We start from the raw sequence: 22,558 nt of genomic DNA, 5'->3' as shown, positions 1-22,558 counted from the left end.
AACGCGGTCGCGGAGAGCTTTTTCCAGTTACTGAAGCGGGAGCGCATCCGACGGAAAACCTACAGCACCCGCGAAGAAGCTCGCAGTGATGTGTTCGATTACATCGAGATGTTTTATAACCCCAAGCACCGGCACAGCAGCGCTATGCAGCTATCGCCAGTGGAGTATGAAAAGCGCTATTTTCAGAGCTTGGAGAGTGTCTAGGAAACCTGGGGCGATTCACTGGGCTATCTCCTTTCTCAATTTTGCACGTATAAACGGGGTCGTTGGTCACAATGGCTACCTTGAATCCGCGCTGGACCAGGCAGGAGGCTACAGCAACAGTTATTGGGGACTTTCCTACTCCCCCTTTGTAGGCTGTGATGGATAGGGTTTGCCCAGACTCAGATTTAAAAATGTAATCTTTCAGTTCAGGCGGAATGGCTATGCCTGAACGGTGAAAGAAGCACCAGAGAGAGCGGTGCGTTGGATTTCTTGATGATGAGTCAAAGGTCGATTCATACGATCTCCATGTGCGGTCTTTCACTCCCGCCCAGTAGGCGGCCTGAGGCACGCTGATGAAGTTCGACTCGCGTGCATGTTTCAAGCATTTACGAAGATGATTATCCATGGTGTCTCCTCATGCGTTTTATCAAAGGATATGAGGAGGGCGAGCGCAGCAACAGTTGAGCTTTGTGCCACGTTCGCGGGCAGCGTCCCTTGAGGGCTCCTCAGCTAGATCCGCTGGGAGCCATTGATTTGCATGAGTCGGCCTGTGGGGATGAGCGTCTGGCCCCCTCCACGATTGGGATGGCACTGCTTTACAGGGTGACGGCCGCTGCTGAAACAAGCAAAATGTAAACAACCCGTCCCGTTGCAGGGGGCTTATTTACATTTTTTCTGTTCGGAGATCGTTATGTGTGTCCAAGGCCTTGATTTTCAAAGGGTATTCGACCTGTTTACGCTCTCCATGTATACAGAACCGTTCTAAGCGGAGCGGGCTCTAGCCTATGCGAATGCGCCTGATGCTGCTGGGCGGCGGCAGTGCCCTGGGGCAAGCGCTGATCCGTCTGGGTGCCGAGGAGGACATTGGCTTCCTCGCGCCCAGGCCGCCGGAGAATGGTTGGGATGCCGCGAGCCTGACCGACCTGCTCGACGACACGCGTCCTGACGCGCTGATCAACCTGGCGTACTACTTCGACTGGTTCCAGGCCGAGTCGGTCGCCGAGCCGCGCCTGGCGACCCAGGAGCGTGCGGTGGAGCGTCTGGCCGAGCTGTGCCAGCACCATTCCATCGTTCTCTTGCAACCTTCCAGCTACCGGGTGTTCGACGGCTCGCGGGTGACGGCCTACAGCGAGAAGGAAGAACCCATCCCCCTCGGCGTGCGCGGCCAGGCCCTGTGGCGCCTGGAGCAGAGCGTGCGGGCGATCTGCCCGCGGCATGTGCTGCTGCGCTTCGGCTGGCTGCTCGATGACAGTCGCGAGGGCCGCCTGGGGCGTTTCCTGCTGCGTGCAGAGCGTGACGACGCCTTGTTCCTGGCCGATGATCGGCGCGGCAACCCGACGCCGGTGGACGACGCCGCGCGGGTGATTCTCGCCGTGCTCAAGCAGCTCGATTGCGAGTCGCCGCTGTGGGGCACCTACCACTATGGCGGGCACGAGGCGAGCACGTCGCTGAGCCTGGGGCAGGCGGTGCTGACGGAGGCGCGCAACTACCGCAGCAACCTGGTCGAGGACGTATCGGCGCAAGCCCATGCCGCTCGCCCGGATGCCGCCGATGAACCGCAGCATGCGGTACTGGCCTGCAAGAAGATTCTTCACACTTTCGGTATCAAGCCGCGCGCCTGGCGTGCGGGTCTGTCCAACCTACTGGATCGCTACTATCGCCATGGCTGAATTTCTCGTAACGGGCGGGGCCGGCTTCATCGGCTCGAATCTGGTCGACGCACTGCTTGCGGCCGGTCATGACGTGCGGGTGCTGGACAACCTGTCCATGGGCAAGCGCAGCAATCTGCCGCTGGACAACCCGCGCCTGTGCTTCATCGAGGGCGACGTGGCCGACGCGCAGATCGTCGCCGAAGCCGTCGCTGGCTGTGCAGGTGTCGCGCACCTGGCGGCGGTGGCCTCGGTACAGGCCTCGGTGGATGACCCTGTCGCGACGCACCAGAGCAATTTCATCGGTACCCTGAACGTCTGCGAGGCCATGCGCCAGCAGGGCGTGCGGCGTGTCGTCTACGCTTCCAGCGCGGCCATCTACGGCAACAATGGCGAGGGCGTGGCGATCGACGAAGCCACCGCCAAGGCGCCGTTGACGCCCTACGCCTCGGACAAGCTGGCCGGCGAGCATTACCTCGATTTCTATCGTCGCCAGCATGGCCTGGAGCCGGCGGTGTTTCGTTTCTTCAATATCTTCGGGCCGCGCCAGGATCCGTCCTCGCCGTATTCCGGGGTGATCAGCATCTTTACCCAGCGTGCGCAGCAGGGTCTGCCGATCAGCGTCTTCGGCGATGGCGAGCAGACGCGCGATTTCTTCTATGTGGGCGATCTGGTCGCGTTGCTGATGCAGGGCCTGCTCAACCAGCAGGCAGTGCTCGAACCGGTCAACGTCGGCTGGAGCCAGGCGGTCAGCCTCAACCAGCTGCTGGCCGAGATCGGCACGCTGTACGGCGGCCTGCCACAGGTGACGCACCTGCCGGCACGGGCTGGCGATATCCGCCATTCGCGGGCCGACAATTCGCGCCTGCAGGCGCACTACGTGATGCCGGAACAGACGCCCTTGCGCGAAGGGCTGCGACTGTTGCTCGGGCTCTGAGCAGGAGGAAAAGAAAAAGCCGGCGAAAGCCGGCTTTTTCTTTTGCCCGGGGTTATCAGAACTTGTAACCCAGACCCACCATGTAGACGAAGGGGTCGACGTCCACGTCCACCTTGACCTTGTCGCCGGCCAGGTAGGTGGTGCCGGTGGTGTCGATATCGATATAGCGCACCTGGGCGTTGAGCATCAGGTTGTCGCTCAGCATGTAGTCCATGCCGATCTGCCCGGCCAGACCCCAGGAGTCCTTCATGTCCAGGCCGCTGAAGCCCTTGCCTTCGGCTTCGCTGCTCAGCTCGGTATCGAAGAACCAGGTGTAGTTGATGCCGACGCCGACATACGGCTGGAAGGCAGAGCTCTTGTCCAGCGGGTAGTAGATGGCGCTGATGGTCGGCGGCAGGTGCTTGAGGCTGCCCAGCTTGCCATTCAGACCGGCGAAGGCACCCGGCATGCCTTTCACGCCGACGTCATGGCTGAACGGGGTGGCAGCCAGCAGTTCGATACCGAAATTGTCGGTGACCATGTAGGCGAAGTTCAGGCCCAGCTGGGTGTCGCTGTTCAGCGTAGCGCCGCTGCCGGCGACCTTGCCCAGAACGGCGTGATCGATGTTGCCGCTGTCTTCGTGCGGATCAACGGTGATGGCACCGGCACGAACGATGATGTCGCCAGCCTGGTGGGCCTGAGCGACGGGGGCAGCGATGGCGAGGGCCAGCAGTGAGGCAGTGAACAGTGACTTGTACATAGCGAGCTCCAGTTCGAGTCGGTTGTGTCTTTGGCTGGAATCAATGCTAAGCCAAGCAACAATTCGCTTTTTGACCTGGCTCAATAGATCGGTGGGCTCTGCCACGGAGCTTTGTCCCATTGCTTAGAATGCATCTCTAGATGATAATGTTTCTCTTTTTGAAGCAAGCCTGTCTGTCGAGGACCCCCTGCGCATGAATCGCTTCCCCCTCCGTTCCCTGGCCGTCGCCCTGTTGTTGGCGAGCGGCTCGCTGGCTGCTGCGCCGCTGGATGCCGCGCTGGACGAAAGCCAGCGTCTGGCCGCCGAGGCCAAGGCCTCCCAGGGCCGCGTCGAGCAGCTGGATGATGCCAGCCGCGAGATGCTCAATGAGTACCGCAATGCCTTGCAGCAGGCTGAAGCTTTGAAAGGTTATAACAGTCAGCTGCGCGACCTGGTCGACGCCCAGCGCCAGGAGCTGGCCAGCTACCAGAAGCAGCTCGACGGCATCGAACGTACTCAGGAGGCGGTGAGCCCGCAGATGGTCAGGATGGTCGAGGTGCTGGGCGAGTTCATCGCCGCCGACCTGCCGTTCCTGCCGGAGGAGCGTGAGGATCGCCTGGCCCAGCTCAAGGACCTGCTGCCGCGTGCCGACGTCAGCCTGGCCGACAAGTACCGCCGCATCCTCGAGGCCTATCAGATCGAAAGTGACTATGGTCGCACCCTGGAAGCCTGGCGCGGCGAGCTGAGCCAGGCCGACGGCAGCTCGCGCAGCGTCGAGTTCCTCCGTCTTGGCCGCAGCATGCTGTATTACCAGACCCTGGATGCGCACGAGAGCGGCTGGTGGAACCCGCAGGCCAAGGCCTGGCAGGTGCTCGACGGCGGTGCTCGACGTCCGCTGACCCAGGCCATCGCCATCGCCCGCCAGCAGCAGGCGCCTGCCGTGCTGTCCCTGCCGATCAAGACCCTGGCCGAGGAGGCCGCACAATGAGTCGTCGTGTTGTAGCCGTACTGGCGCTCAGCCTGTTGCCAGCATTGGCCGCCGTGGCCGAAACCCTGAGTCCCGATCAACTGCTGCAGCGCATTCGCAGCGAGCGTGCGGCCGAAGCCAGCGCCATGCAACTGCGCGAGCAGGCCTTTCTGGCCAAGCGCAGCGAGCAGGCGCAACTGCTCGCGAGCGCTCGTTCCGCGCTGAATGCGCAGAAGACCGAGAGCGAACGCCTGAAGGCCGAATTCGACCGCCAGGAGGCCGAACTGGCCGAGCAGGAGAAACTGCTGGCCCAGCGTGTCGGCCACCTGGGTGAATTGTTCGGCGTGGTCCGCCAGAGCGCCGGGGATGTTGCCGGTCAATGGCAGGACAGCCTGCTCAACGCGCAGTACCCGGAGCGCCTGAAGCGTCTCAAGGCACTGGCCGAGAGCCGTTCGCTGCCGTCCGCCGATGACCTCGACAGCTACTGGATGCTGCTGCTCGAAGACCTGGCCGCCAGTGGCCGCATCGAGCGCGTGACGCTGCCGGTGGTCAATGCCGATGGTTCGCGCCAGGAGCAGCAGGTGCTGCGTGTCGGCACCTTCGGCGCCTATGGCGAGGATGCCTTCCTGCGTTACGACGCCGACGCCGGGCAGCTGGTCGCTCCGCCACGTCAGCCGTCGGGCCTGGGACAGGTCGAGGATTATCTGAGCAGCACCGAGGCGCTGGCGACCCTGCCTGTCGATCCGAGCCGTGGCAGCCTGCTGGCGCAGCTGCAGCAGCAGCCGACGTTGTGGGATCGCCTGCAGCAGGGCGGCCTGGTCGGTTGGGTGATCGTCGTGCTGGGCGGCCTGGGCCTGCTGCTGGCGCTGTGGCGGATGGTCTATCTGGCGCGCGTGGGCAGTGGCGTCAAGGCGCAGATGCATGACCTCAGCGCGCCGCGTGACGACAATCCGCTCGGGCGGGTGATCGGCGTGCTGGGCGCCAAGCCGCAGCTGGCCGACCTGGAAACCCTGGAGCTGAAACTGGACGAGGCGATCCTCCAGGAAACGCCGCCGCTGGAGAAAGGCCAGGGCCTGCTCAAGCTGCTGGCCGCCGTTGCCCCGCTGCTGGGGCTGCTGGGCACCGTGACCGGCATGATCGTGACCTTCCAGGCCATCACCCAGAGTGGTGGTGGCGGGGACTCGCGCCTGATGGCCGATGGTATTTCCCAGGCACTGGTGACCACCGTGCTGGGCCTGGTGGTGGCGATCCCGCTGCTGTTCCTGCACAGCCTGCTGGCCAGCCGCAGCAAGGGGCTGATCCAGGTTCTGGAGCAGCAGAGCGCGGGCCTGATCGCCCTGCACCTGTCGGGAGCGTCGCGCCGTGACTGATCTGTTCGCCTTCTGGCTGCGTGCGGTCGACAGCGCCTATGCGCTGCTCGACTTCATGAGCGCCGGTGGCGTGGTGATGTGGGCGCTGGCGGTGCTCTGCATCCTGTTCTGGACCCTGGTGTTCGAGCGCTTCTGGTACATGCGCAGGATCTTCCCGCTCTGGGTCCACGAGCGCCGCGAGGCCTGGCAGCAGGTGCTGGCGGACGACAACGGCAACTGGCAGCGCGCCGTGCGCCTGGCCTGGCTGGCGCAGGCGCGCCAGCAGCTGGCGGCGCCATTGCGCCTGGGCAAGACCCTGGTGGCGTTGTATCCGCTGCTGGGCCTGCTCGGCACCGTGCTGGGCATGATCGCGGTGTTCGACGTGCTTGCCCTCAACGGCACCGGTAACCCGCGCGGCATGGCCGCAGGCGTCTGGCAGGCGACCCTGCCGACCATGGCCGGCATGGTCCTGGCCATTCCCGGATTGTTCAGCCTGGCGCGCCTCGAGCGCGAAGCCAGCCAGGCCATCGAGCGGCTGGCCGACCAGCTGCGTCACGACTGAGATCGCCCAACATGAGAATGCGTCGCCACCACCAGCAGGACGAAGACACCGGCATCGACCTTACGCCGATGCTCGACGTGGTCTTCATCATGCTGATCTTCTTCATCGTCACCAGCTCCTTCATTCGTGAGTCCGGGGTCGAGGTCCAGCGCCCGCAGGCGGAAACCGCCAGCCCGCAGGACAAGGGCAACATCCTCATCGCCGTCACGGCCGACGGGCAGATCTGGATGGACAAGCAACCCGTGGACATCCGCAGCGTGCGTGCGCACGTCGAGCGCATGCGCGTCGACCAGCCGGATGGCGCGGTGGTGGTGCAGGCCGACCAGGACGCACGCACCGGTCTGGTGGTCCAGGTGATGGATCAGGCGCGTCTGGCCGGTGTGCAGGACGTCGCCCTGGCTGCCGGTAGCGGAGTCAACTGATGCGCCTGCCGCTGTCGTTTCTCGGTGCCTGCCTGATGGCCCTGGGGCTGTTCGCCCTGATGCTCTACATGGTTGCACCGCCCAGCGCGAAGGTCAGCCAGGACCCGGTCAGCGTGGCCAACTTCGTGCGCATGGATGGCAACGCCAGCGAGACGGCCAGCCGCACTCGCCAGCAGGCGCCCCAGCCACCGCAACCGCAGACCCCGCAACCGCCCACGCCGCCGACCCCGCAGACGGCCACGCCGAATGCCAACCTGCCGGCGCTGGACATCCAGCTACCCAGCCTGGCCAGCGGTATCGCCGTCAACAGCGCGCCGGCACCGAGCCTGTCCGGGCTGGCTCCGGGCGCGCCGGCACCGACCCCTCCGAGCAATGCCAGCGAGTCGGGCGGGCAGATGGGCGGTATGGAAAGCGAAGTCATGCCGCTCAATGACGTGCGTCCTAAGTACCCGGATCACGCCCTGCGCCGTGGTATCGAAGGTTTCGTCAAACTGGCTTTCACCATCAATCGCGCCGGCAGCGTGGAGAACATCCGCGTGCTGGAAGCCAGCCCCCGTAACGTGTTCGAGCGCGAAGCGCGTCGGGCCGCGGCACGCTGGCGCTTCGCACCTCGGACCGAGGGCGGTCTCGCGGTGGATCGCGAAGCGGTGAAAACCCTCTACTTCCGACTGGAAAGGAGCTGACCATGTACCGTTGGTTGTTGCTCGTGATGCTCAGTGCTACGGCCGTGCCCGGCATGGCCCAGCAAACCGTCGACCCGGCCGTTTTCCGTGCCCTGAACAGTGCGCAGGTCGCGCAGCAGAAAGGCGACTACGCGGCGGCCCGCAAGGCACTGGACGCGGTCAAGGCGTCTGGCGGCAGCCTCGAGGAGGCGTTGATCTGGCGCAGCAAGGCCTATGTGGCCTGGTCGGCGGGCAACAACGCGCAGGCCATCGACTGGCTGGACAAGGCGGTCCGCAGCGGCAAGCTGGACGACGAGATGCTGGTCGTCGAACGCCTCAACCTGGCCAAGCTCAACCTGGGCGAGCGGCGCTACGCCAAGGTCGTCGAGCTGCTGGCGCCGGGTCAGGGCAGTGCCTCCGAGGAAGTGCTGCAGATGCTGGTGCAGGCCTATCAGGGCATGAACCAGCCAGCCAAGGCGCTGCCGCTGGCAGAACGCTACGTGCAGGCCAACCCGCGTGCTGCGGACATCTGGCTGCAGTTCCTGGTGGGCGCCAATGCCGATCTGAAGCGTTATGCCCAGGCCGTGCGCTGGCAGCGCCAGTTGCTGGCGCGCAAACCGGACGATGCCAAGGGTTGGCGCCAGCTGGCTGGTCTGCAGCAGATGGCTGGCAGCAACGACAAGGCCCTGGCCACCCTGCGTGCGGCGCACAGCAAGGGCCTGCGTTTCAGCGAGTCGGAACTGGACAACCTGGTGCTGCTGGCAGGCGCTGCCGACCAGCCCTGGCAGGGCGCGAAGCTGCTCAAGGGCATGCTCGACAGTGGCCTGCTGGCCAACACGGCTGCCCGTCAGGAGCGCCTGGGGCTGTTCTGGTGGCAGGCGCGTGACCGCGTCGCCGCCGTGCGTGTGCTGCGGCCGCTGGCCGAGCGCAGCGGCAACGGCAAGCACTGGCTGTACGTGGCGCAGCTGGAACTGGAGCAGTCGCGCTGGCAGGCTGGCCTGGAGGCGCTGGCGCGTGCCGAGCGCAACGGCGCCGAGCGGTCCAAGGTGCGCTCCTGGCGGCAGTGGGCAGAAAGCGAGCTGCGCTTCGAGCGAGACAATCGCGTCGCCAGTCGTGGCTGATGCTGACGGACATGAAAAAGCCAGACGCGATGTCTGGCTTTTTCATGTCCGGGATCTGTCCGTCGTTCATTTCGCGGCTGAAGCCGCTCCTACAACCGCTCCGGATCAACTGTCGGGCAGTTCGTAGGCGTAGATCTTGTCCGCTTCCATCTGGTAGCCGACCTCGGCCAGTTCGCTGGTGACGTGCTCCACCTTCATCGGTCCCTCGACCCAGAACGGCTGGTACAGCGCATCGAGCAGCACGCCGAGCTCACTGGTGACATGCACGATCTGGTTCGACGGCGGTGGCGGTACGTGGATGCAGGCACCGAAGTAAGGCACCAGCAGGAATTCCACGACCCGCCCTTCATCGGTGACGTCGAGCGGTACGATGTAGCCTGGCAACTTGACCTTCTGCCCGTTGAGCTCCTTCACCACCGGTGCTGCCGGCGCCTGCTGCGTGGCGGCCGGGCCCGACTCGGACAGGGCATCCGCCAGCTGCGAGAGGTCGTGGATGGGCGCCGGGTCGACAATCTGCGGCGGGGCGTTGGGCGGAATCAGTTCGGACCAGGTGAGTTCGCGCACCTCGGCGGCGGCCAGTGGCAGTGCCAGGGTCAGCAGCAGGGTGGCGAGCAGGGGGCGGGACATGAAGAACCTCGTTTCAGGGGCGCCCGCGCAGTGTACGCCAGACGCCCCCTGTTTGGCCTCAGAGCCTGATCGACAGGCCGTCGGCCAGTGACTGCCGGTAGGCGCGCCAGGCGGGCACGCTGCCCATCAGCAGGGCGGCGAGGAGGATGCCCCCGAGCAATTTCCATTCGTAGCCCGTTGGAGCACTGAGTGCCAGGTACAGGCCGTAGTTGGCCTGCACATGGCCCTGAGCGAGGGCGATGCCCAGGTACAGCAGGGCGAGACCGAACAGCACGCCGGCGAGGGCCAGGGCGAAGGCCTCCAGCACCAGCAGGCTGGCGATATGCCAGGGGCGGGCACCGACCGAGCGCAGAATGGCCATCTCCCGGCGACGTTCGTTGAGGCTGGTGAGAATCGCCGTGAGCATGCCGATCAGGCCGGTCAGCACGACGAACAGCGACACCACGAACAGTGCCTGCTCGGCGGTGCCCATCAGGCTCCACAGCTCTTGCAGCGCCACCCCGGGCAGGATCGCCAGCATCGGCTCGCCACGGAACTCGTTGATCTCGCGTTGCAGGCTGAAGGTGGCGATCTTGCTGTTGAGGCCGAGCATGAAGGCGGTGATCTGCTTGGGTTGCAGGTCCATGGCGCGTGCCTGATCGGCACTCACTCGCGCATCGCCACGGGCCGGCATGCCGTTCTGCCAGTCGACGTGCAAGGCCTCCATGCCCGCCAGCGAGATGTGCAGGGTGCGGTCGACGGGGGTGCCGGTCCGCTCGAGGATGCCGACCACGGTGAAGGGCTTGTCATCGTGCTTGACCAGGCTGATGGTGGCGACGCCATGGGCCAGCACGATCTTCTCGCCGAGGCCGTAGCCCAGCGCTTGTGCCACTTCGGCGCCCAGTACCACCTCGAACGGATCGTCGGCGAAGGTGCGGCCCTGGGCCAGCCGCAACGACTGGCTGCGGGCATAGCGGTAGTGGTCGAAATAGGCGCCGCTGGTGCCCATCACCCGGTAGCCCCGGTGTGAGTCGCCGAGGGAAATGGGGATGGCCCATTTCACCTGGCGATGATTGGCGAAGTGCTCGAAGCTGTCCCAGCGGATGTTGTTGGTGGCGTTGCCGATGCGGAATACCGAGTACAGCAGCAGGTTCACGCTGCCGGAACGGGCGCCGACGATCAGGTCGGTACCGCTGATGGTGCTGGCGAAGCTGGCGCGGGCCTCGGTGCGTACGCGCTCGACAGCCAGCAGCAGGCAGACCGACAGGGCGATGGCGAACACCGTGAGCAGGGCGGTGAAGCGGCGGTTGGCCAGGCTGGCCAGGGCGATACGAATCAGGTGCATCTCAGACCTCGACGGGCTTGGCGGCGCGGTTCAGCTCGCTCAGCGAGACATTGCGGTCGAACAGCGCGGCCAGGCTCTGGTCATGGCTGACGAACAACAGGCTGGCGCCTGCGGCGCGGCATTCGGCGAACAGCAGCTGGAGAAAGGCTTCGCGGGCGTCGAAGTCCAGCGCCGAGGTGGGTTCATCGGCGATGACCAGCTCCGGCTGGCCGATCAGGGCGCGGGCCGCCGCGACGCGTTGCTGCTGGCCGATCGACAGCTCGTCCGCGCGACGCCCGAGCAGATCGGCGCGCAGGCCCAGGTGTTCGAGCAGTGCCGTGGCGGCCGCATCGATGCTGCCGTGGCGCTGTTGCGCGCGTTCGGCGCGCTGGCGCGAGAAGCGACAGGGCAGCTCGACGTTTTCGCGTACCGAAAGAAACGGCAGCAGGTTGAACTGCTGGAAGATGTAGCCGGTGTGGTCGACGCGGAAACGGTCGCGCGCGGCGGCGGAGAGCTGTGCGAGGTCCTGTCCCAGCAGGCGGATGTGACCGCTCTGGGCGCGCTGCACGCCGCCGAGCAGGCCGAGCAGCGTGGTCTTGCCGCTGCCGCTCGGGCCTTTGAGGAACAGGGTTTCACCGCGCGCCAGGGTGAAGTCGGGGATGTCCAGCAACTGCGCTTGTCCGGGCCAGGCGAAGCCGAGGTTGGCGAGTTCGATCAGAGGTTGGGTCATGGTCTGCTGCGTGTCGGGAAAATGCGCTCAGCGAGGAGCGAGCCGTGCGCTCGAACGGGCCAATGGCAACGGCGCGGCGAACAGGGCTCGCTCCTGCAACGGGACGTGGCGTCAGAAACTCAGACGCGGTTGTGCCGGTGTCAGTTGCATCCCTTGCTGGCCGTTCGGGCCGATCAGTTGTACCTGAATCTTCTCGGTCGCGGGGAAACGCTTGAACAGTTCGCTGAGATCCAGTTGCTGCAGTTTGGCGCTGCTGGCGCATTCGAAGCGATAGAAGGCCTGGATATCGCTGTGCTCGCCTTCATGCTCATGATGCTCGTGCTCGTGCTCGTGCTCGTGGTCCGCGTCGCCGAACAGCGGGCTTTCCAGTTCCACCTCGCGGGTCTTGCAGTCACCGCTGGCCAGGGCGAACAGGCCGATGGGCTGCTCCAGCTCACGCTTGGTCGCCGCGACCTTGGCTTTGTCGGCCTCGCTCTTGGCGGCATGCTCGAAACCGACCAGGTTCATGGCCGGGCTTTCCAGCTGCAGCTCCAGCAGGTTGCCGTCCAGTGCCACGTTCAGGCTGGCGACACCATGTTCATGGGCACCCAGGCTGTCATGGGCGTGTTCGTCATGGTCATGCTCGTGGGCCTGGGCGGCGACCAGGGGCAACAGGGCGAAGGGCAGGGCGAGCAGCAGGTGGCGCATGGGAGTCTCCGGCGTGAGGGCAATAAAGTTGTTACGTTATAACAACTTTATTGCTCGGCTGGCCAGCCTGTCGTCGTCATGGGAGCATGTCGGCTTCGAATGGGAGGGTGAGTATGGTGCGTATCCGTGGGCGGATCGGGGATTGGCCAGTGGACCTGACGCTGGAGCTGGATGCCGAGGACTGGGCGCAGCTGGCGCAGCGTGTCGCTGTCGCGCCCGTCGCCGCTGAGGGGCCGTCAGCCGCCCCGGTCGAAGCGGCGGACGCCCTGTGGCAGACCGCATTGCAACTGGTGCGCGATGCCGGGCAGGTCGAAGGACCGAGGTTGCTGGCGCAGTTGGCGGCGCTGGCAGGGGGCGAGGCTGCGGGCAAGCGCTTGCTGGTACGCCTGCGCCACTGCGAGCAGATTCGCATGGAGACCGGCGCGGATGCGCCGATCTATCACTGGCAGGAGCAGCGGTAAGCTGCAAGAAGACGTATGGCTCCTGATTCCGCTTGCGGCTCGAGGCTTGCAGCTGCTCTCAGTAGATCGCCTGGTACAGCTTGCGGCGGTAGGCGGTGACCAGCGGATGGTCGCCGCCGAGCAGGTCGAACACCTGTAGCAGGGTCTTGTGCGGCAGGCCGTCCTGGTAGCTGCGGTTGCGCACGAACAGCCTGAGCAGGGCATCCAGCGCGGCCTCGTACTGCTGGCGGGCCAGTTGCTGCACCGCCAGCTGGTACACCGCTTCGTCGTCCTCCGCGTTCTGTGCCAGGCGGCTCTTCAGGGTGGCGACTTCCGGCAGGTCGGCAGCCTGGCGCAGGAAGGTCAGCTGGGCCTTGGCGCCTGCCAGAGCCTGCTTGTGCTCGTCGCCTTTCACGGCGTTGAGCACGGCTTCGGCTTCACCCAGTTCACCGCGTTCGGCCAGGCAGCGGGCGTAGAGAATCAGGGCGGCAGCATGCTCGTTGTCCTCGGTCAGCACCTGCTTGAGCAGGGCCTCGGTCTCGGCGAAACGGCCTTCGCTGAACAGCGCCTGGGCGGCTTCCATGGGGTCGGCGGCGGCGGGCGCCGGCTCGGCCACGTGCGGCTTGAGCATTTCCCGAATCGCCGCTTCCGGCTGGGCACCGGCGAAGCCGTCCACCGGCTGGCCGTCCTTGAACAGCACCACGGTCGGCAGGCTGCGGATACCGAAGCGCATGACGATGTCCTGCTCGATATCGCAGTTGACCTTGGCCAGCAGCAACTCGCCGGCATATTCCTCGGTGATCTTCGCCAGCATCGGCATCAGCGCCTTGCAGGGCGCGCACCACTCGGCCCAGAAGTCCACCAGCACCGGTTTGTGGAAGGAGTTCTCGATGACCAGTTGCTCGAAGCTGGCAGCGCCGGAAATGTCGAAGATGTAAGGGGAGTCGCTCATGTTCGGTCTCGCAAGGGCAGGCAATAGTCTATTAATGCGGGCGGTGAGGCCCGGTTACAAGGGGCGGGTCGCGTGGTACAGGCTGACTTCGCGGAACTCGGCGGGCTCGGCCAGATCCGGCCAGGTACAGCCATCGAGCAGCGCCAGGCGGCGATAGAGCGGGTGCTGGAAGTCCTTGACCCGTGAGTCGGCCACCAGGGCCTGGTGCCCGCGACTGAGGAAATGATCGAGCAGTGGCAGGTTGGCGCGGTCGTAGAGTACGTCGGCGACCAGGATCAGGTCGAAGCGATCCGCTTCGGCGAAGAAGTCCGCGGAGTAGCTGAGCGTCACCCCGTTGAGCGCGGCGTTGGCGCGGCAGGCGGCCAGCGCCAGCGGGTCGAGGTCGCAGGCCACCACCTCCGCAGCCCCGGCCTTGGCCGCCGCGATGGCGGCGACGCCTGAGCCGGCGCCAAAGTCCAGCACGCGCTTGCCGCGCACCCACTCGGGGCGTTCGGCCAGCCAGCGCGCCAGCACCAGGCCGCTGGCCCAGCAGAAGCACCAGTAGGGCGGCTCCTCGAGGATGCGCCGGGTCTCTTCGGCGTTGAAGGCTCGGTCCATGTTGCTGGCATCGATCAGCCACAGGGCGATCTCGCTGCCGGGCAGCGTTTCGGCGACCAGGCGGGCGTCGCCGAGCAGTTCGCCGAGGGCCTGTTGCAGAGCCTGTGGGGCGTTCATGGTGCCGGCACCAGGTGCAGGGGGCCGAGGTCCTGGTCGTGCAGGTGGGTGATGGCGCGTGCCGGCAGGCGCTGCACCAGGCGCCCGGCCTGGCTGACGCGGCCACGCAGTTCCACGCGCTGCGTCTGGCTGGGCGGCACGACGCTCAGTGGCAGGTGGAACGGCAGCGCCTGGCCGTCGCCCCGCAGGTGCGCCTGCCCGAGCAGTGCGCTCGGCCGCCCGCTGAGGTCGATGGCCAGCAGCGCCAGCTCCACATCGGCACCCTGAGCGACACCCAGCAGTTGCCCGCGCAGGGCGGGTGTTGGCGTGGCGACGCTGGCGGGAGGCGCGTCCGTCTCGGGGGCGGGGGCCGGCACTGCCGGCTGCTCGCTGGCGCAAGCGACCAGCAGGCCGCTCAGGGCCAGAACTAAGGGGTTGCGGTAGCGGGTCATCACATCCTCGATATCTCGTGCGGGCGCCCCTATAGCTTAATTTGTCTTGCTGCTTCTATGCGCTACCATGGCGCCTTTACCGCCATCAGCCCGCGCCTGCCATGCACTGTCCGTTCTGTGATGCCAACGACACCAAGGTCATCGATTCCCGTCTGGTCGCCGAGGGCGACCAGGTTCGCCGCCGTCGCGAATGCGTGGCCTGCGGTGAGCGCTTTACCACCTTCGAAACCGCCGAACTGGTGATGCCGCGCCTGATCAAGCAGGACGGCAGCCGGCAGCCGTTCGACGAGGAGAAGCTGCGTGCCGGCATGCAGCGTGCGCTGGAGAAGCGTCCGGTCAGCGTCGAGCGGCTGGAAGAGGCCATCGCCCGTATCAAGCAGCAACTGCGTGCCACCGGCGAGCGCGAAGTGAAGTCGCTGGTGCTCGGCGAGCTGGTGATGAGCGAGCTGAGCAAGCTCGACGAGGTGGCCTACATCCGCTTCGCGTCGGTCTATCGACGCTTCCAGGACCTCAACGAGTTCCGCGAAGAAATCGAGCGCCTGGCTCGTGAGCCGTCGAAAAGCTGATGAGCGAGCGCGATCATCTGTTCATGGCGCGGGCACTGAAGCTGGCGCGCAAGGGGCTTTACTCCACTCATCCCAACCCACGGGTCGGCTGCGTCATCGTGCAGGACGGGCGGATCGTCGGCGAGGGCTGGCATGCCCGTGCCGGCGAGCCCCACGCCGAGGTGCACGCGTTGCGCCAGGCCGGCGACAAGGCGCGCGGTGCCACGGCCTACGTCACGCTGGAGCCCTGCAGCCACCATGGGCGCACGCCGCCCTGCGCCGACGGGTTGATCGCCGCTGGCGTCGGCCGGGTCGTGGCGGCCATGCAGGACCCCAACCCGCAAGTGGCAGGCAACGGTCTACGGCGTCTGGCCGAGGCGGGTATCGCGGTCAGTTGCGGTGTGCTGGAGAGCGAGGCGCGGGCGCTGAATGCCGGCTTCATCAAACGCATGGAGCAGGGCTTGCCGTTCGTGCGGGTCAAGCTGGCGATGAGTCTGGACGGGCGCACGGCCATGGCCAGTGGCGAGAGCCAGTGGATCACCGGGCCGTCGGCGCGCGCCGAGGTGCAGCGCCTGCGCGCGCAGGCCAGCGTGGTGCTGAGCGGCGCCGATACACTGCTGGCCGATGACGCGCGGCTGACCGTACGCGCCGACGAACTGGGCCTGGGCGCAGAGCTGACGGCGCTGGCGCAGCGTCGTCCGCCGCTGCGCGTGCTGGTCGACGGGCGTCTGCGGGTGCCGCTGAGCAAGGCATTCTTCCAGGTCGGCCCGGCGCTGGTGGCGACCTGCGCCGCCGCCACCGCACGCGATCGTTATCTCGCCGAAGGGCATGAGCTGCTGGCCGTGCCCGGCAGCAATGGTCATGTCGACCTGCGCAAGCTGTTGCTGGAGCTGGCGGCGCGCGGTGTCAACGAGGTCCTGGTCGAGGCCGGGCCGCGTCTCGCCGGCGCCTTCGCGCGGGCCGGGCTGGTGGATGAGTACCGCATCTTCATGGCCCCCAAGTTGCTGGGTTCCAGCGCGCGCCCGCTGCTCGAACTGCCGCTCAACCGCATGGCCGAGGCGCCGCAGTTGAAGATCCTGGATATCCGCGCGGTGGGCGACGACTGGCAGGTCACGGCCGTTCCCGAGCGCCAGCCTTAGGCGGCGAGCCCGTTCCACGCCTGGCGGGAATGCGCGCTCGGCGCCTGTGTGGGGCCTGCCTGGGCAGCACGTGGGCGTCCACGAGCGGGCGCTCTGTAGCCGGCAGCGGCTTCGTTATGGTAAAACGCCACGCGGCCATTCGCTTGGCCGCAACGTTCTCAGGGCGGGGCGCAATTCCCCACCGGCGGTAATGGTTCGCAGAACCTAGCCCGCGAGCGCTCGCCACGGCACCTGCCGTGCGAGGTCCAGCAGACCCGGTGCGATTCCGGGGCCGACGGTATAGTCCGGATAAAGAGAGAGCGGGATTCCCTCCACGGGCGCCTCGTGCGTGTCCGCGAAATCCCTATCGATCGGCATTGCCCTGTTTTTGACCAAAACAGGAGTTCGTCCATGCTGTTCAGCACCATCTTCAACGTGAAACCGGAGGGCGCATGTTCACCGGCATAATCGAAGCCATCGGCAGCATCCGCGCCATGACGCCCAAGGGCGGCGACGTGCGCGTCTACGTGGCCACCGGCAAGCTCGACCTCGGCGACGTCAAGCTCGGCGACAGCATCGCCGTCAACGGCGTCTGCCTGACCGCCGTGGAACTCCCCGGCGACGGCTTCTGGGCCGATGTCAGCCGCGAGACCCTGGCGCGCACCGCCTTCGTCGACCTGAAGCCCGGCAGCGCCGTCAACCTGGAAAAGGCGCTGACGCCTACCAGCCGCCTTGGCGGGCATCTGGTCAGCGGTCATGTCGACGGTGTCGGCGAGATCGTCGCCCGCGCCGATAACGCCCGCGCCGTGCAGTTCAAGGTGCGCGCGCCGCGCGAGCTGGCTAAGTACATCGCGCACAAGGGCTCGATCACCGTCGACGGCACCAGCCTGACCGTCAATGCGGTCGACGGCGCCGAGTTCGAGCTGACCATCGTCCCGCATACCCTGGCCGAGACCATCATGGTCGACTACCAGGCCGGGCGTAAGGTCAACCTCGAGGTGGACCTGCTGGCGCGTTACCTGGAGCGCCTGCTGCTCGGCGACAAGGCCGCCGAACCCAAGGCCTCGGGCCTGACCGAAAGCTTTCTCGCCGAACACGGCTACCTGAACAAGTGAGATGCGCCACCATGGCCCTGAATACCGCTGAAGAACTGATCGAAGACATCCGCGCCGGCAAGATGGTCATCCTCATGGATGACGAGGACCGCGAGAACGAAGGCGACATCATCATCGCCTCCGAGTGCGTCACGGCCGAGCACATCAACTTCATGGCCCGCTTCGCCCGTGGCCTGATCTGCATGCCGATGACCCGCGAGCGCTGCGAGTTGCTCAACCTGCCGCTGATGGCTCCGCGCAACGGTTCCGGTTTCGGCACCAAGTTCACCGTCTCCATCGAGGCCGCCGAAGGCGTGACCACCGGCATCTCCGCAGCCGACCGCGCTCGTACCGTGCAGGCCGCGGTGGCCCGCAGCGCCGTGGCCGAGGACATCGTCAGCCCCGGTCACATCTTCCCGCTGATGGCGCAGCCCGGTGGGGTGCTGGCGCGTGCCGGCCACACCGAGGCAGCCTGCGACCTGGCGCGCATGGGCGGGTTCGAGCCGAGCGGCGTGATCTGCGAGATCATGAACGAAGACGGCACCATGGCGCGTCGTCCGGAGCTGGAGAAGTTCGCCGAGGAGCACGGTCTCAAGATCGGCACCATCGCCGACCTGATCCACTATCGCCTGATCCACGAGCGCACCGTCGAGCGCATCAGCGAGCAACCGCTGGACACCGAGCTGGGTCAGTTCAACCTGGTGACCTACCGCGATGGCGTGGAGAACACCGCGCACATGGCGCTGACCCTGGGAACCATCTGTGCCGAGGAACCGACCCTGGTGCGGGTGCACAACATGGACCCGCTGCGTGACCTGTTCATGGTCAATCAGCCGGGGCGCTGGAGCATGCGTGCGGCCATGGCCGAGGTCGCCAAGGCTGGTAGCGGTGTGGTGCTGCTGCTGGGCAACCCGATGACCGGGCCGGAACTGCTGGCGCTGATCAGCCGCCAGCAGCCTGCCAATCCGGCGACCTACAGCACCGTCGGTGCCGGTTCGCAGATCCTGCGTGACCTCGGCGTGCGCAAGATGCGCTTGATGAGCTCACCGATGAAGTTCAACGCGATATCCGGCTTCGATCTCGAGGTTGTAGAATACCTGCCGGCTAAATAAGAAGCGGCTCGACAGAGCCGCATCCGATGACCCTCTCCCGCTGGGGGAGGGTGCCCGCAGGGCGGGAGAGGGCTGCACAGCATGTGCTCTCCCACAGCCCCTCCCCCATGAATGGAGAGGGGAGCTAAGACTTGTAGCCCGGATGCCATCCGGGGACATCGGCACACTGGCTCCGGATGGCATCCGGGCTACGCTGATCAACGAATTCGTTTTCGGAGCGCGCGACGCTCCGGCTCTTTAACCCATGTGAGACCTGTCATGACCCTGAAGACCATCGAAGGTACCTTCATCGCCCCCAAGGGCAAATACGCCCTGGTGGTAGGCCGTTTCAACAGCTTCGTCGTCGAGAGCCTGGTTAGCGGCGCCATCGATGCCCTGGTCCGCCACGGCGTGAGCGAGAGCGACATCACCATCATCCGCGCACCGGGTGCCTTCGAGATCCCGCTGGTCACCCAGAAGGTCGCCCAGCGTGGCGAGTACGCGGCCATCATCGCCCTTGGCGCGGTGATCCGTGGCGGTACTCCGCACTTCGAATACGTCGCCGGCGAGTGCACCAAGGGTCTGGCCCAGGTTTCCATGGAATACGGCGTGCCGGTCGCCTTCGGCGTGCTGACCGTCGATTCCATCGAACAAGCCATCGAACGTTCCGGCACCAAAGCGGGTAACAAGGGTGCCGAAGCTGCGCTGTCTGCCCTGGAAATGGTCAGCCTGCTGGCGCAGTTGGAGGCCAAGTGAGCAATTCCGCTAACGGCCAGCCGGCCAAGAAGGGGCCGAGCGGCAAGATCCTCGCGCGTCGCGAAGCTCGTACCCTGGCCATGCAGGCCCTCTACTCCTGGCATATCGCCGGGCAGCCGCTGAACGAGATCGAAGCGCAGTTTCGCGTCGACAACGACTTCAGCAAGGTCGATGGCGCCTACTTCCACGAGATCCTGCACGGCGTGCCGCGGCAGAAGACCGAACTGGACGAGGCCTTCACGCCGCTGCTCGACCGCCCGCTGGAAGAGATCGATCCGGTCGAACTGGCCATCCTGCGGCTGTCCACCTACGAGCTGAAGAACCGCGTTGACGTCCCCTACAAGGTGGTGATCAACGAGGGGATCGAGCTGGCCAAGGTGTTCGGTGCCACCGACGGGCACAAGTTCGTCAACGGCATCCTCGACAAGCTCGCACCCAAGCTGCGTGCCGCCGAAGTCAACGCCAACAAGCGCTGATCATGACGCTGGCAGTGGCTTGGGCGCGCCCATGGGGAATGCACTGTGGGTGAGTTCGAGCTGATCCGCCGCTACTTCGCCAGCGCCCTGTGTGCCCGACAGGGTGATGGCGTGGTGCGCGGCATCGGTGATGACTGCGCGCTGCTGAGCGTGCCTGCCGGCGAACAGCTGGCGATCTCCACCGACACGCTGGTTGCCGGGGTGCACTTCCCCGAGGCCTGCGATGCCTTCCTGCTCGGCCAGCGCGCGCTGGCCGTGTCTGCCAGTGACCTGGCCGCCATGGGCGCTACGCCACTGGCGTTCACCCTCGCCATCACCCTGCCGGATGCCTGCGATGCCTGGCTGGCCGACTTCGCCCGTGGCCTGCAGGTCATGGCGCAGGACTGCGCGCTGGCGCTGGTCGGTGGCGACACCACGCGCGGGCCGCTGAGCCTGACACTGACCGTGTTCGGCCGCGTGCCGGCCGGGCAGGCGCTACTGCGCAGCGGCGCACAGGTCGGCGACCTGCTCTGCGTAGGCGGTGAGCTGGGCGATGCCGCCGGTGCCTTGCCGCTGGTGCTCGGGCAGCGCGAGGCGGGGGACGACAGTGGCGCAGCGTTGCTGGCCCGCTACTGGTCACCGCAGCCGCAGCTGGCCCTCGGCCAGGCGCTGCGCGGGCGTGCCACGGCGGCGCTGGATATCTCCGATGGCCTGCTCGCCGATTGCGGACACATCGCCAGCGCGTCGCAGGTCGCCTTGCAGATCGAACTGGAGCGGCTGCCATTGTCGGCGCCGCTGCGTGCTTTCGCCGGCGAGCAGCAGGCGCGGGTCTGCGCGCTAAGTGGTGGCGACGACTACCGCCTGGCCTTTACCCTACCGCCAGCCTTGTTCGACGAGCTGCAGGCAGACTGGCCCGAGGTACGGGCCATCGGCCGCGTGCTGGCGGGCAGTGGCGTGCAGTTGCTGGATGCGAACGGCCAGCCCATCGAGTCGCCACGTGGCGGCTACCAACATTTCTGACAGGACGGAGTGCGCGTGACCGATCACCCCAACCAGGTTCCCGCCGAATACGTGCCGCCCTCGGTATGGCGCAATCCCTGGCATTTCATCGCCTTCGGCTTCGGCTCCGGAACCCTGCCCAAGGCGCCTGGCACCTGGGGCTCGCTGGTGGCGCTGCCGTTCGTGCCGCTGTGGCAGATGCTGCCCGACTGGGGCTACTGGCTGATGCTCGGGGTGACCATGCTGTTCGGCTTCTGGCTGTGCGGCAAGGTCGCCGACGACCTGCGTGTGCATGACCACGAGGGCATCGTCTGGGACGAAATGGTCGGCATGTGGATCACCCTCTGGCTGGTGCCCGAGGGTTGGCTCTGGTTGCTGCTAGGCTTTCTCATGTTCCGCCTGTTCGACATCGTCAAACCCTGGCCGATCCGCTGGATCGACCGCCACGTGCACGGTGGCGTGGGCATCATGCTCGACGACATCATCGCCGGGGTGTTCGCCTGGCTGGCCATGCAGGGACTGGTCTGGGGCTGGGACAGGTATGGGGCCGTGCTGGGTTTCTGAGGGGCTGCGATGCGGATTAGACACGGATGGCTGTGCCTGCTGCTGATGCTGGGCAGCATGACCTGCGCCCAGGCTCGGGATGATCTGCCGCACGAGATACGTCTGGCCAGCGAGGTCTGGGAGGCGTACACCGAGGCGGATGGTACGGGCCTGGGCTGGGACATCATGCGCAAGGTCTTCGAGCCGGAGGGCGTGAGCCTGGCCATCCACAGCGTGCCCTACACCCGTTCGGTGGGGCTGGTGCAACGCAATGAGGCCGATGCCTGGGTCGGTTCCTACCGCGATGAGGTCGAGGACAGGGTGTTCTACCCCAAGCACCATTACGACACCGACCGTATCGTCGCGCTGAGCCTCGAGGACAAGCCGGTGCCGACGCTGGAGAGCCTCGGCCAGTACCGGCTGGTCTGGGTGCGTGGCTACGAATATCAGGAATATCTGCCGAATGTGCACGATTACCGGGAAGTGCAGCGGCGTGGCGGTATTCTCGGCATGCTCGACCTCGGGCATGCGGACTTCTACATCGATGCGCGTCCCGAGGCCGAGTACGTGCTCAAGGCTGCCAGCCATCCGGAGCGTTATCGCCTGACCGAGCTTACCCGCCTGCCGTTGTTCCTCGGCTTTGCCGACACACCGCGTGGTCACGCCCTGGCCGAGCTGTATGACCGGCGCATGGCCGCGCTGATCGCCAGTGGTGAGCTGCGGCCGATCTTCACGCACTGGCATCAACCTTACCCATTCGACTGAGCCGGGAGACCACTGCTCATGCTGCTACGCCACTGTCTTGTCGCCCTCGTGCTGTCGTGCTCGGGCCTTGCCTGGGCTGCTTCGCAGGTGCAGGTGGTCGGCCTGTTTCCGGGGGCGGCGGTGCTCAATGTCGATGGCCAGCGCAAGATGGTGCGCGTCGGGCAGACCGGCCCGGGCGGCGTCCAGGTGGTCAATGTCGACAAACAGGGTGCGTTGCTGCGCGTGGACGGTGTCGAACGCATGTATCCGCTCAGCCGTGAATACAGCGCCGGGTTCGCCGAGCCGGTGCGCAAGCGCCTGAGCATCGCCAAGGGCATTGGCGGCCACTACTGGGTCGCGGGGTCGGTCAACGGCCAGACGGTGCAGTTCCTGGTCGATACCGGCGCCACCAGCATCGCGCTCAACGATGCGCATGCCAGGCGCCTGGGGATCGACTACCGGGTTTCCGGGCGCCCCATGCAGGTCAGCACCGCCAGCGGCGTCACCCGTGGCTGGCGGGTGACGCTCGATCGGGTCAAGGTCGGCGATCTTGAGGTGCTTGGCGTCGAGGCCGTGGTGCTCGAGGGCAGCGCGCCCAGCGATGCCCTGCTGGGCATGAGCTTCCTCGGACGGGTTGGCTGGCGCGAGGAGCAGGGCATGCTGGTGCTGGAGTCGAAGCACTGAGCCCTGCGCCGGGATAGTCGATCATTTCTCTCGATACTGATGATCGGCAATTCT

Annotated in this window: 28 protein-coding genes and 1 riboswitch; of the genes, 20 read left to right on the top strand and 8 right to left on the bottom strand. The window is 66.0% G+C overall.

The annotated features are described in order from the left end of the window. The 3 genes from EWH21_RS21320 to EWH21_RS21310 form a co-directional block, all read left to right on the top strand. On the top strand, positions 1-204 hold a 204-nt coding region (locus EWH21_RS21320; protein ID WP_277699275.1), incomplete at its 5' end, for an IS3 family transposase. 785 nt (positions 205-989) lie between these two features. Beyond that, the gene (locus tag EWH21_RS21315) at positions 990-1,874 is read left to right on the top strand and encodes a sugar nucleotide-binding protein (protein ID WP_037055752.1); all 885 of its coding nucleotides are present in this window, start codon (positions 990-992) and stop codon (positions 1,872-1,874) included. Next, a complete protein-coding gene (locus tag EWH21_RS21310) occupies positions 1,867-2,790 on the top strand; it encodes an NAD-dependent epimerase/dehydratase family protein (protein WP_277699274.1) in 924 nt (307 codons plus the stop codon). Before EWH21_RS21315 ends, EWH21_RS21310 begins: the two co-directional genes overlap by 8 nt. Before the next feature lie 55 nt (positions 2,791-2,845). On the opposite strand, the gene EWH21_RS21305 is transcribed toward EWH21_RS21310, so the two are convergent. Continuing rightward, positions 2,846-3,529: an OmpW family outer membrane protein gene (locus EWH21_RS21305; protein WP_179554971.1), complete on the bottom strand. Its 684-nt coding sequence runs from the start codon at positions 3,527-3,529 to the stop codon at positions 2,846-2,848. A gap of 193 nt (positions 3,530-3,722) precedes the next feature. On the opposite strand from EWH21_RS21305, the gene EWH21_RS21300 reads away from it, so the two are divergent. From EWH21_RS21300 to EWH21_RS21275, 6 genes are read left to right on the top strand one after another with little or no spacing between them, the layout of a single operon-like run. Further along, complete coding sequence (locus EWH21_RS21300) at positions 3,723-4,496, top strand: DUF3450 domain-containing protein (RefSeq protein WP_047584896.1); 774 nt, start codon at positions 3,723-3,725, stop codon at positions 4,494-4,496. Beyond that, the gene (locus EWH21_RS21295; RefSeq protein ID WP_277699273.1) at positions 4,493-5,845 is read left to right on the top strand and encodes a MotA/TolQ/ExbB proton channel family protein; all 1,353 of its coding nucleotides are present in this window, start codon (positions 4,493-4,495) and stop codon (positions 5,843-5,845) included. The genes EWH21_RS21300 and EWH21_RS21295 overlap by 4 nt, the downstream gene beginning before the upstream one ends. After that, positions 5,838-6,386 (top strand): MotA/TolQ/ExbB proton channel family protein, encoded by a 549-nt coding sequence (locus tag EWH21_RS21290; protein ID WP_037055760.1) that lies wholly within the window; start codon positions 5,838-5,840, stop codon positions 6,384-6,386. Before EWH21_RS21295 ends, EWH21_RS21290 begins: the two co-directional genes overlap by 8 nt. 11 nt (positions 6,387-6,397) lie before the next feature. Beyond that, entirely contained in the window at positions 6,398-6,808 is a 411-nt protein-coding gene (locus EWH21_RS21285) for a biopolymer transporter ExbD (RefSeq protein ID WP_003463247.1), read from the top strand. Continuing rightward, positions 6,808-7,491: an energy transducer TonB gene (locus tag EWH21_RS21280; protein ID WP_037055761.1), complete on the top strand. Its 684-nt coding sequence runs from the start codon at positions 6,808-6,810 to the stop codon at positions 7,489-7,491. The genes EWH21_RS21285 and EWH21_RS21280 overlap by 1 nt, the downstream gene beginning before the upstream one ends. Positions 7,492-7,493: 2 nt before the next feature. Continuing rightward, positions 7,494-8,591, top strand: coding sequence for a tetratricopeptide repeat protein (locus tag EWH21_RS21275; RefSeq protein WP_277699272.1), 1,098 nt, complete (start codon positions 7,494-7,496; stop codon positions 8,589-8,591). A gap of 105 nt (positions 8,592-8,696) precedes the next feature. Here EWH21_RS21275 and EWH21_RS21270 read toward each other — a convergent pair whose 3' ends face one another. From EWH21_RS21270 to EWH21_RS21255, 4 genes are all read right to left on the bottom strand, one after another. After that, complete coding sequence (locus EWH21_RS21270; protein WP_047584884.1) at positions 8,697-9,218, bottom strand: DUF3299 domain-containing protein; 522 nt, start codon at positions 9,216-9,218, stop codon at positions 8,697-8,699. A gap of 58 nt (positions 9,219-9,276) precedes the next feature. Next, positions 9,277-10,542, bottom strand: coding sequence for an ABC transporter permease (locus EWH21_RS21265; protein WP_152489697.1), 1,266 nt, complete (start codon positions 10,540-10,542; stop codon positions 9,277-9,279). A gap of 1 nt (position 10,543) precedes the next feature. After that, positions 10,544-11,251, bottom strand: coding sequence for an ABC transporter ATP-binding protein (locus tag EWH21_RS21260; protein ID WP_179554968.1), 708 nt, complete (start codon positions 11,249-11,251; stop codon positions 10,544-10,546). 111 nt (positions 11,252-11,362) lie between these two features. Continuing rightward, positions 11,363-11,938 carry a DUF2796 domain-containing protein gene (locus EWH21_RS21255; protein ID WP_277699271.1) on the bottom strand — a complete coding sequence of 192 codons (576 nt, stop codon included), beginning with the start codon at positions 11,936-11,938 and terminating at the stop codon, positions 11,363-11,365. A 113-nt stretch (positions 11,939-12,051) separates the two neighbouring features. Between EWH21_RS21255 and EWH21_RS21250 the strand changes: the two genes are divergently transcribed. After that, positions 12,052-12,399, top strand: a complete 348-nt coding sequence (locus EWH21_RS21250) for a hypothetical protein (RefSeq protein WP_047584876.1) — start codon at positions 12,052-12,054, stop codon at positions 12,397-12,399. A gap of 58 nt (positions 12,400-12,457) precedes the next feature. On the opposite strand, the gene trxA is transcribed toward EWH21_RS21250, so the two are convergent. The 3 genes from trxA to EWH21_RS21235 are packed head-to-tail and all read right to left on the bottom strand — an operon-like array spanning position 12,458 to position 14,475. Further along, on the bottom strand, positions 12,458-13,330 hold the full coding sequence (gene trxA, locus EWH21_RS21245) for a thioredoxin (RefSeq protein WP_152489694.1): 873 nt from the start codon (positions 13,328-13,330) through the stop codon (positions 12,458-12,460). Positions 13,331-13,384: 54 nt separating this feature from the next. Next, the gene (locus EWH21_RS21240) at positions 13,385-14,044 is read right to left on the bottom strand and encodes a 50S ribosomal protein L11 methyltransferase (protein ID WP_277699270.1); all 660 of its coding nucleotides are present in this window, start codon (positions 14,042-14,044) and stop codon (positions 13,385-13,387) included. Continuing rightward, positions 14,041-14,475 (bottom strand): hypothetical protein, encoded by a 435-nt coding sequence (locus EWH21_RS21235; protein WP_277699269.1) that lies wholly within the window; start codon positions 14,473-14,475, stop codon positions 14,041-14,043. The genes EWH21_RS21240 and EWH21_RS21235 overlap by 4 nt, the downstream gene beginning before the upstream one ends. A gap of 101 nt (positions 14,476-14,576) precedes the next feature. On the opposite strand from EWH21_RS21235, the gene nrdR reads away from it, so the two are divergent. From nrdR to EWH21_RS21185, 10 genes are all read left to right on the top strand, one after another. Further along, positions 14,577-15,041, top strand: a complete 465-nt coding sequence (nrdR, locus tag EWH21_RS21230; protein WP_037055795.1) for a transcriptional regulator NrdR — start codon at positions 14,577-14,579, stop codon at positions 15,039-15,041. Next, complete coding sequence (gene ribD / locus EWH21_RS21225) at positions 15,041-16,159, top strand: bifunctional diaminohydroxyphosphoribosylaminopyrimidine deaminase/5-amino-6-(5-phosphoribosylamino)uracil reductase RibD (RefSeq protein WP_150606701.1); 1,119 nt, start codon at positions 15,041-15,043, stop codon at positions 16,157-16,159. The genes nrdR and ribD overlap by 1 nt, the downstream gene beginning before the upstream one ends. Positions 16,160-16,309: 150 nt before the next feature. After that, positions 16,310-16,464, top strand: a riboswitch (FMN riboswitch). Between the two features lie 126 nt (positions 16,465-16,590). Beyond that, the gene (locus EWH21_RS21220; protein WP_037055799.1) at positions 16,591-17,253 is read left to right on the top strand and encodes a riboflavin synthase; all 663 of its coding nucleotides are present in this window, start codon (positions 16,591-16,593) and stop codon (positions 17,251-17,253) included. A gap of 11 nt (positions 17,254-17,264) precedes the next feature. Further along, on the top strand, positions 17,265-18,344 hold the full coding sequence (ribBA, locus tag EWH21_RS21215; protein ID WP_037055800.1) for a bifunctional 3,4-dihydroxy-2-butanone-4-phosphate synthase/GTP cyclohydrolase II: 1,080 nt from the start codon (positions 17,265-17,267) through the stop codon (positions 18,342-18,344). Positions 18,345-18,602: 258 nt separating this feature from the next. Next, a complete protein-coding gene (ribE, locus tag EWH21_RS21210) occupies positions 18,603-19,079 on the top strand; it encodes a 6,7-dimethyl-8-ribityllumazine synthase (protein WP_012019761.1) in 477 nt (158 codons plus the stop codon). Beyond that, positions 19,076-19,555, top strand: a complete 480-nt coding sequence (nusB, locus tag EWH21_RS21205; protein ID WP_037055802.1) for a transcription antitermination factor NusB — start codon at positions 19,076-19,078, stop codon at positions 19,553-19,555. Before ribE ends, nusB begins: the two co-directional genes overlap by 4 nt. 45 nt (positions 19,556-19,600) lie before the next feature. Further along, positions 19,601-20,554: a thiamine-phosphate kinase gene (thiL, locus tag EWH21_RS21200; RefSeq protein ID WP_277699268.1), complete on the top strand. Its 954-nt coding sequence runs from the start codon at positions 19,601-19,603 to the stop codon at positions 20,552-20,554. A 15-nt stretch (positions 20,555-20,569) separates the two neighbouring features. Next, positions 20,570-21,097, top strand: a complete 528-nt coding sequence (locus EWH21_RS21195; RefSeq protein WP_037055806.1) for a phosphatidylglycerophosphatase A — start codon at positions 20,570-20,572, stop codon at positions 21,095-21,097. Between the two features lie 9 nt (positions 21,098-21,106). Further along, positions 21,107-21,841: a transporter substrate-binding domain-containing protein gene (locus EWH21_RS21190; protein ID WP_037055809.1), complete on the top strand. Its 735-nt coding sequence runs from the start codon at positions 21,107-21,109 to the stop codon at positions 21,839-21,841. A gap of 18 nt (positions 21,842-21,859) precedes the next feature. Beyond that, positions 21,860-22,504 (top strand): TIGR02281 family clan AA aspartic protease, encoded by a 645-nt coding sequence (locus tag EWH21_RS21185; protein ID WP_152489689.1) that lies wholly within the window; start codon positions 21,860-21,862, stop codon positions 22,502-22,504. The last annotated feature ends 54 nt before the right edge of the window (positions 22,505-22,558 follow it).

Source organism: Pseudomonas sp. REST10 (assembly GCF_029542605.1).
GTDB classification, from domain to species: domain Bacteria; phylum Pseudomonadota; class Gammaproteobacteria; order Pseudomonadales; family Pseudomonadaceae; genus Aquipseudomonas; species Aquipseudomonas khazarica.
Note: the sequence above shows the minus strand (reverse complement) of the source record. Positions and strands in the feature narration are given on the sequence as shown.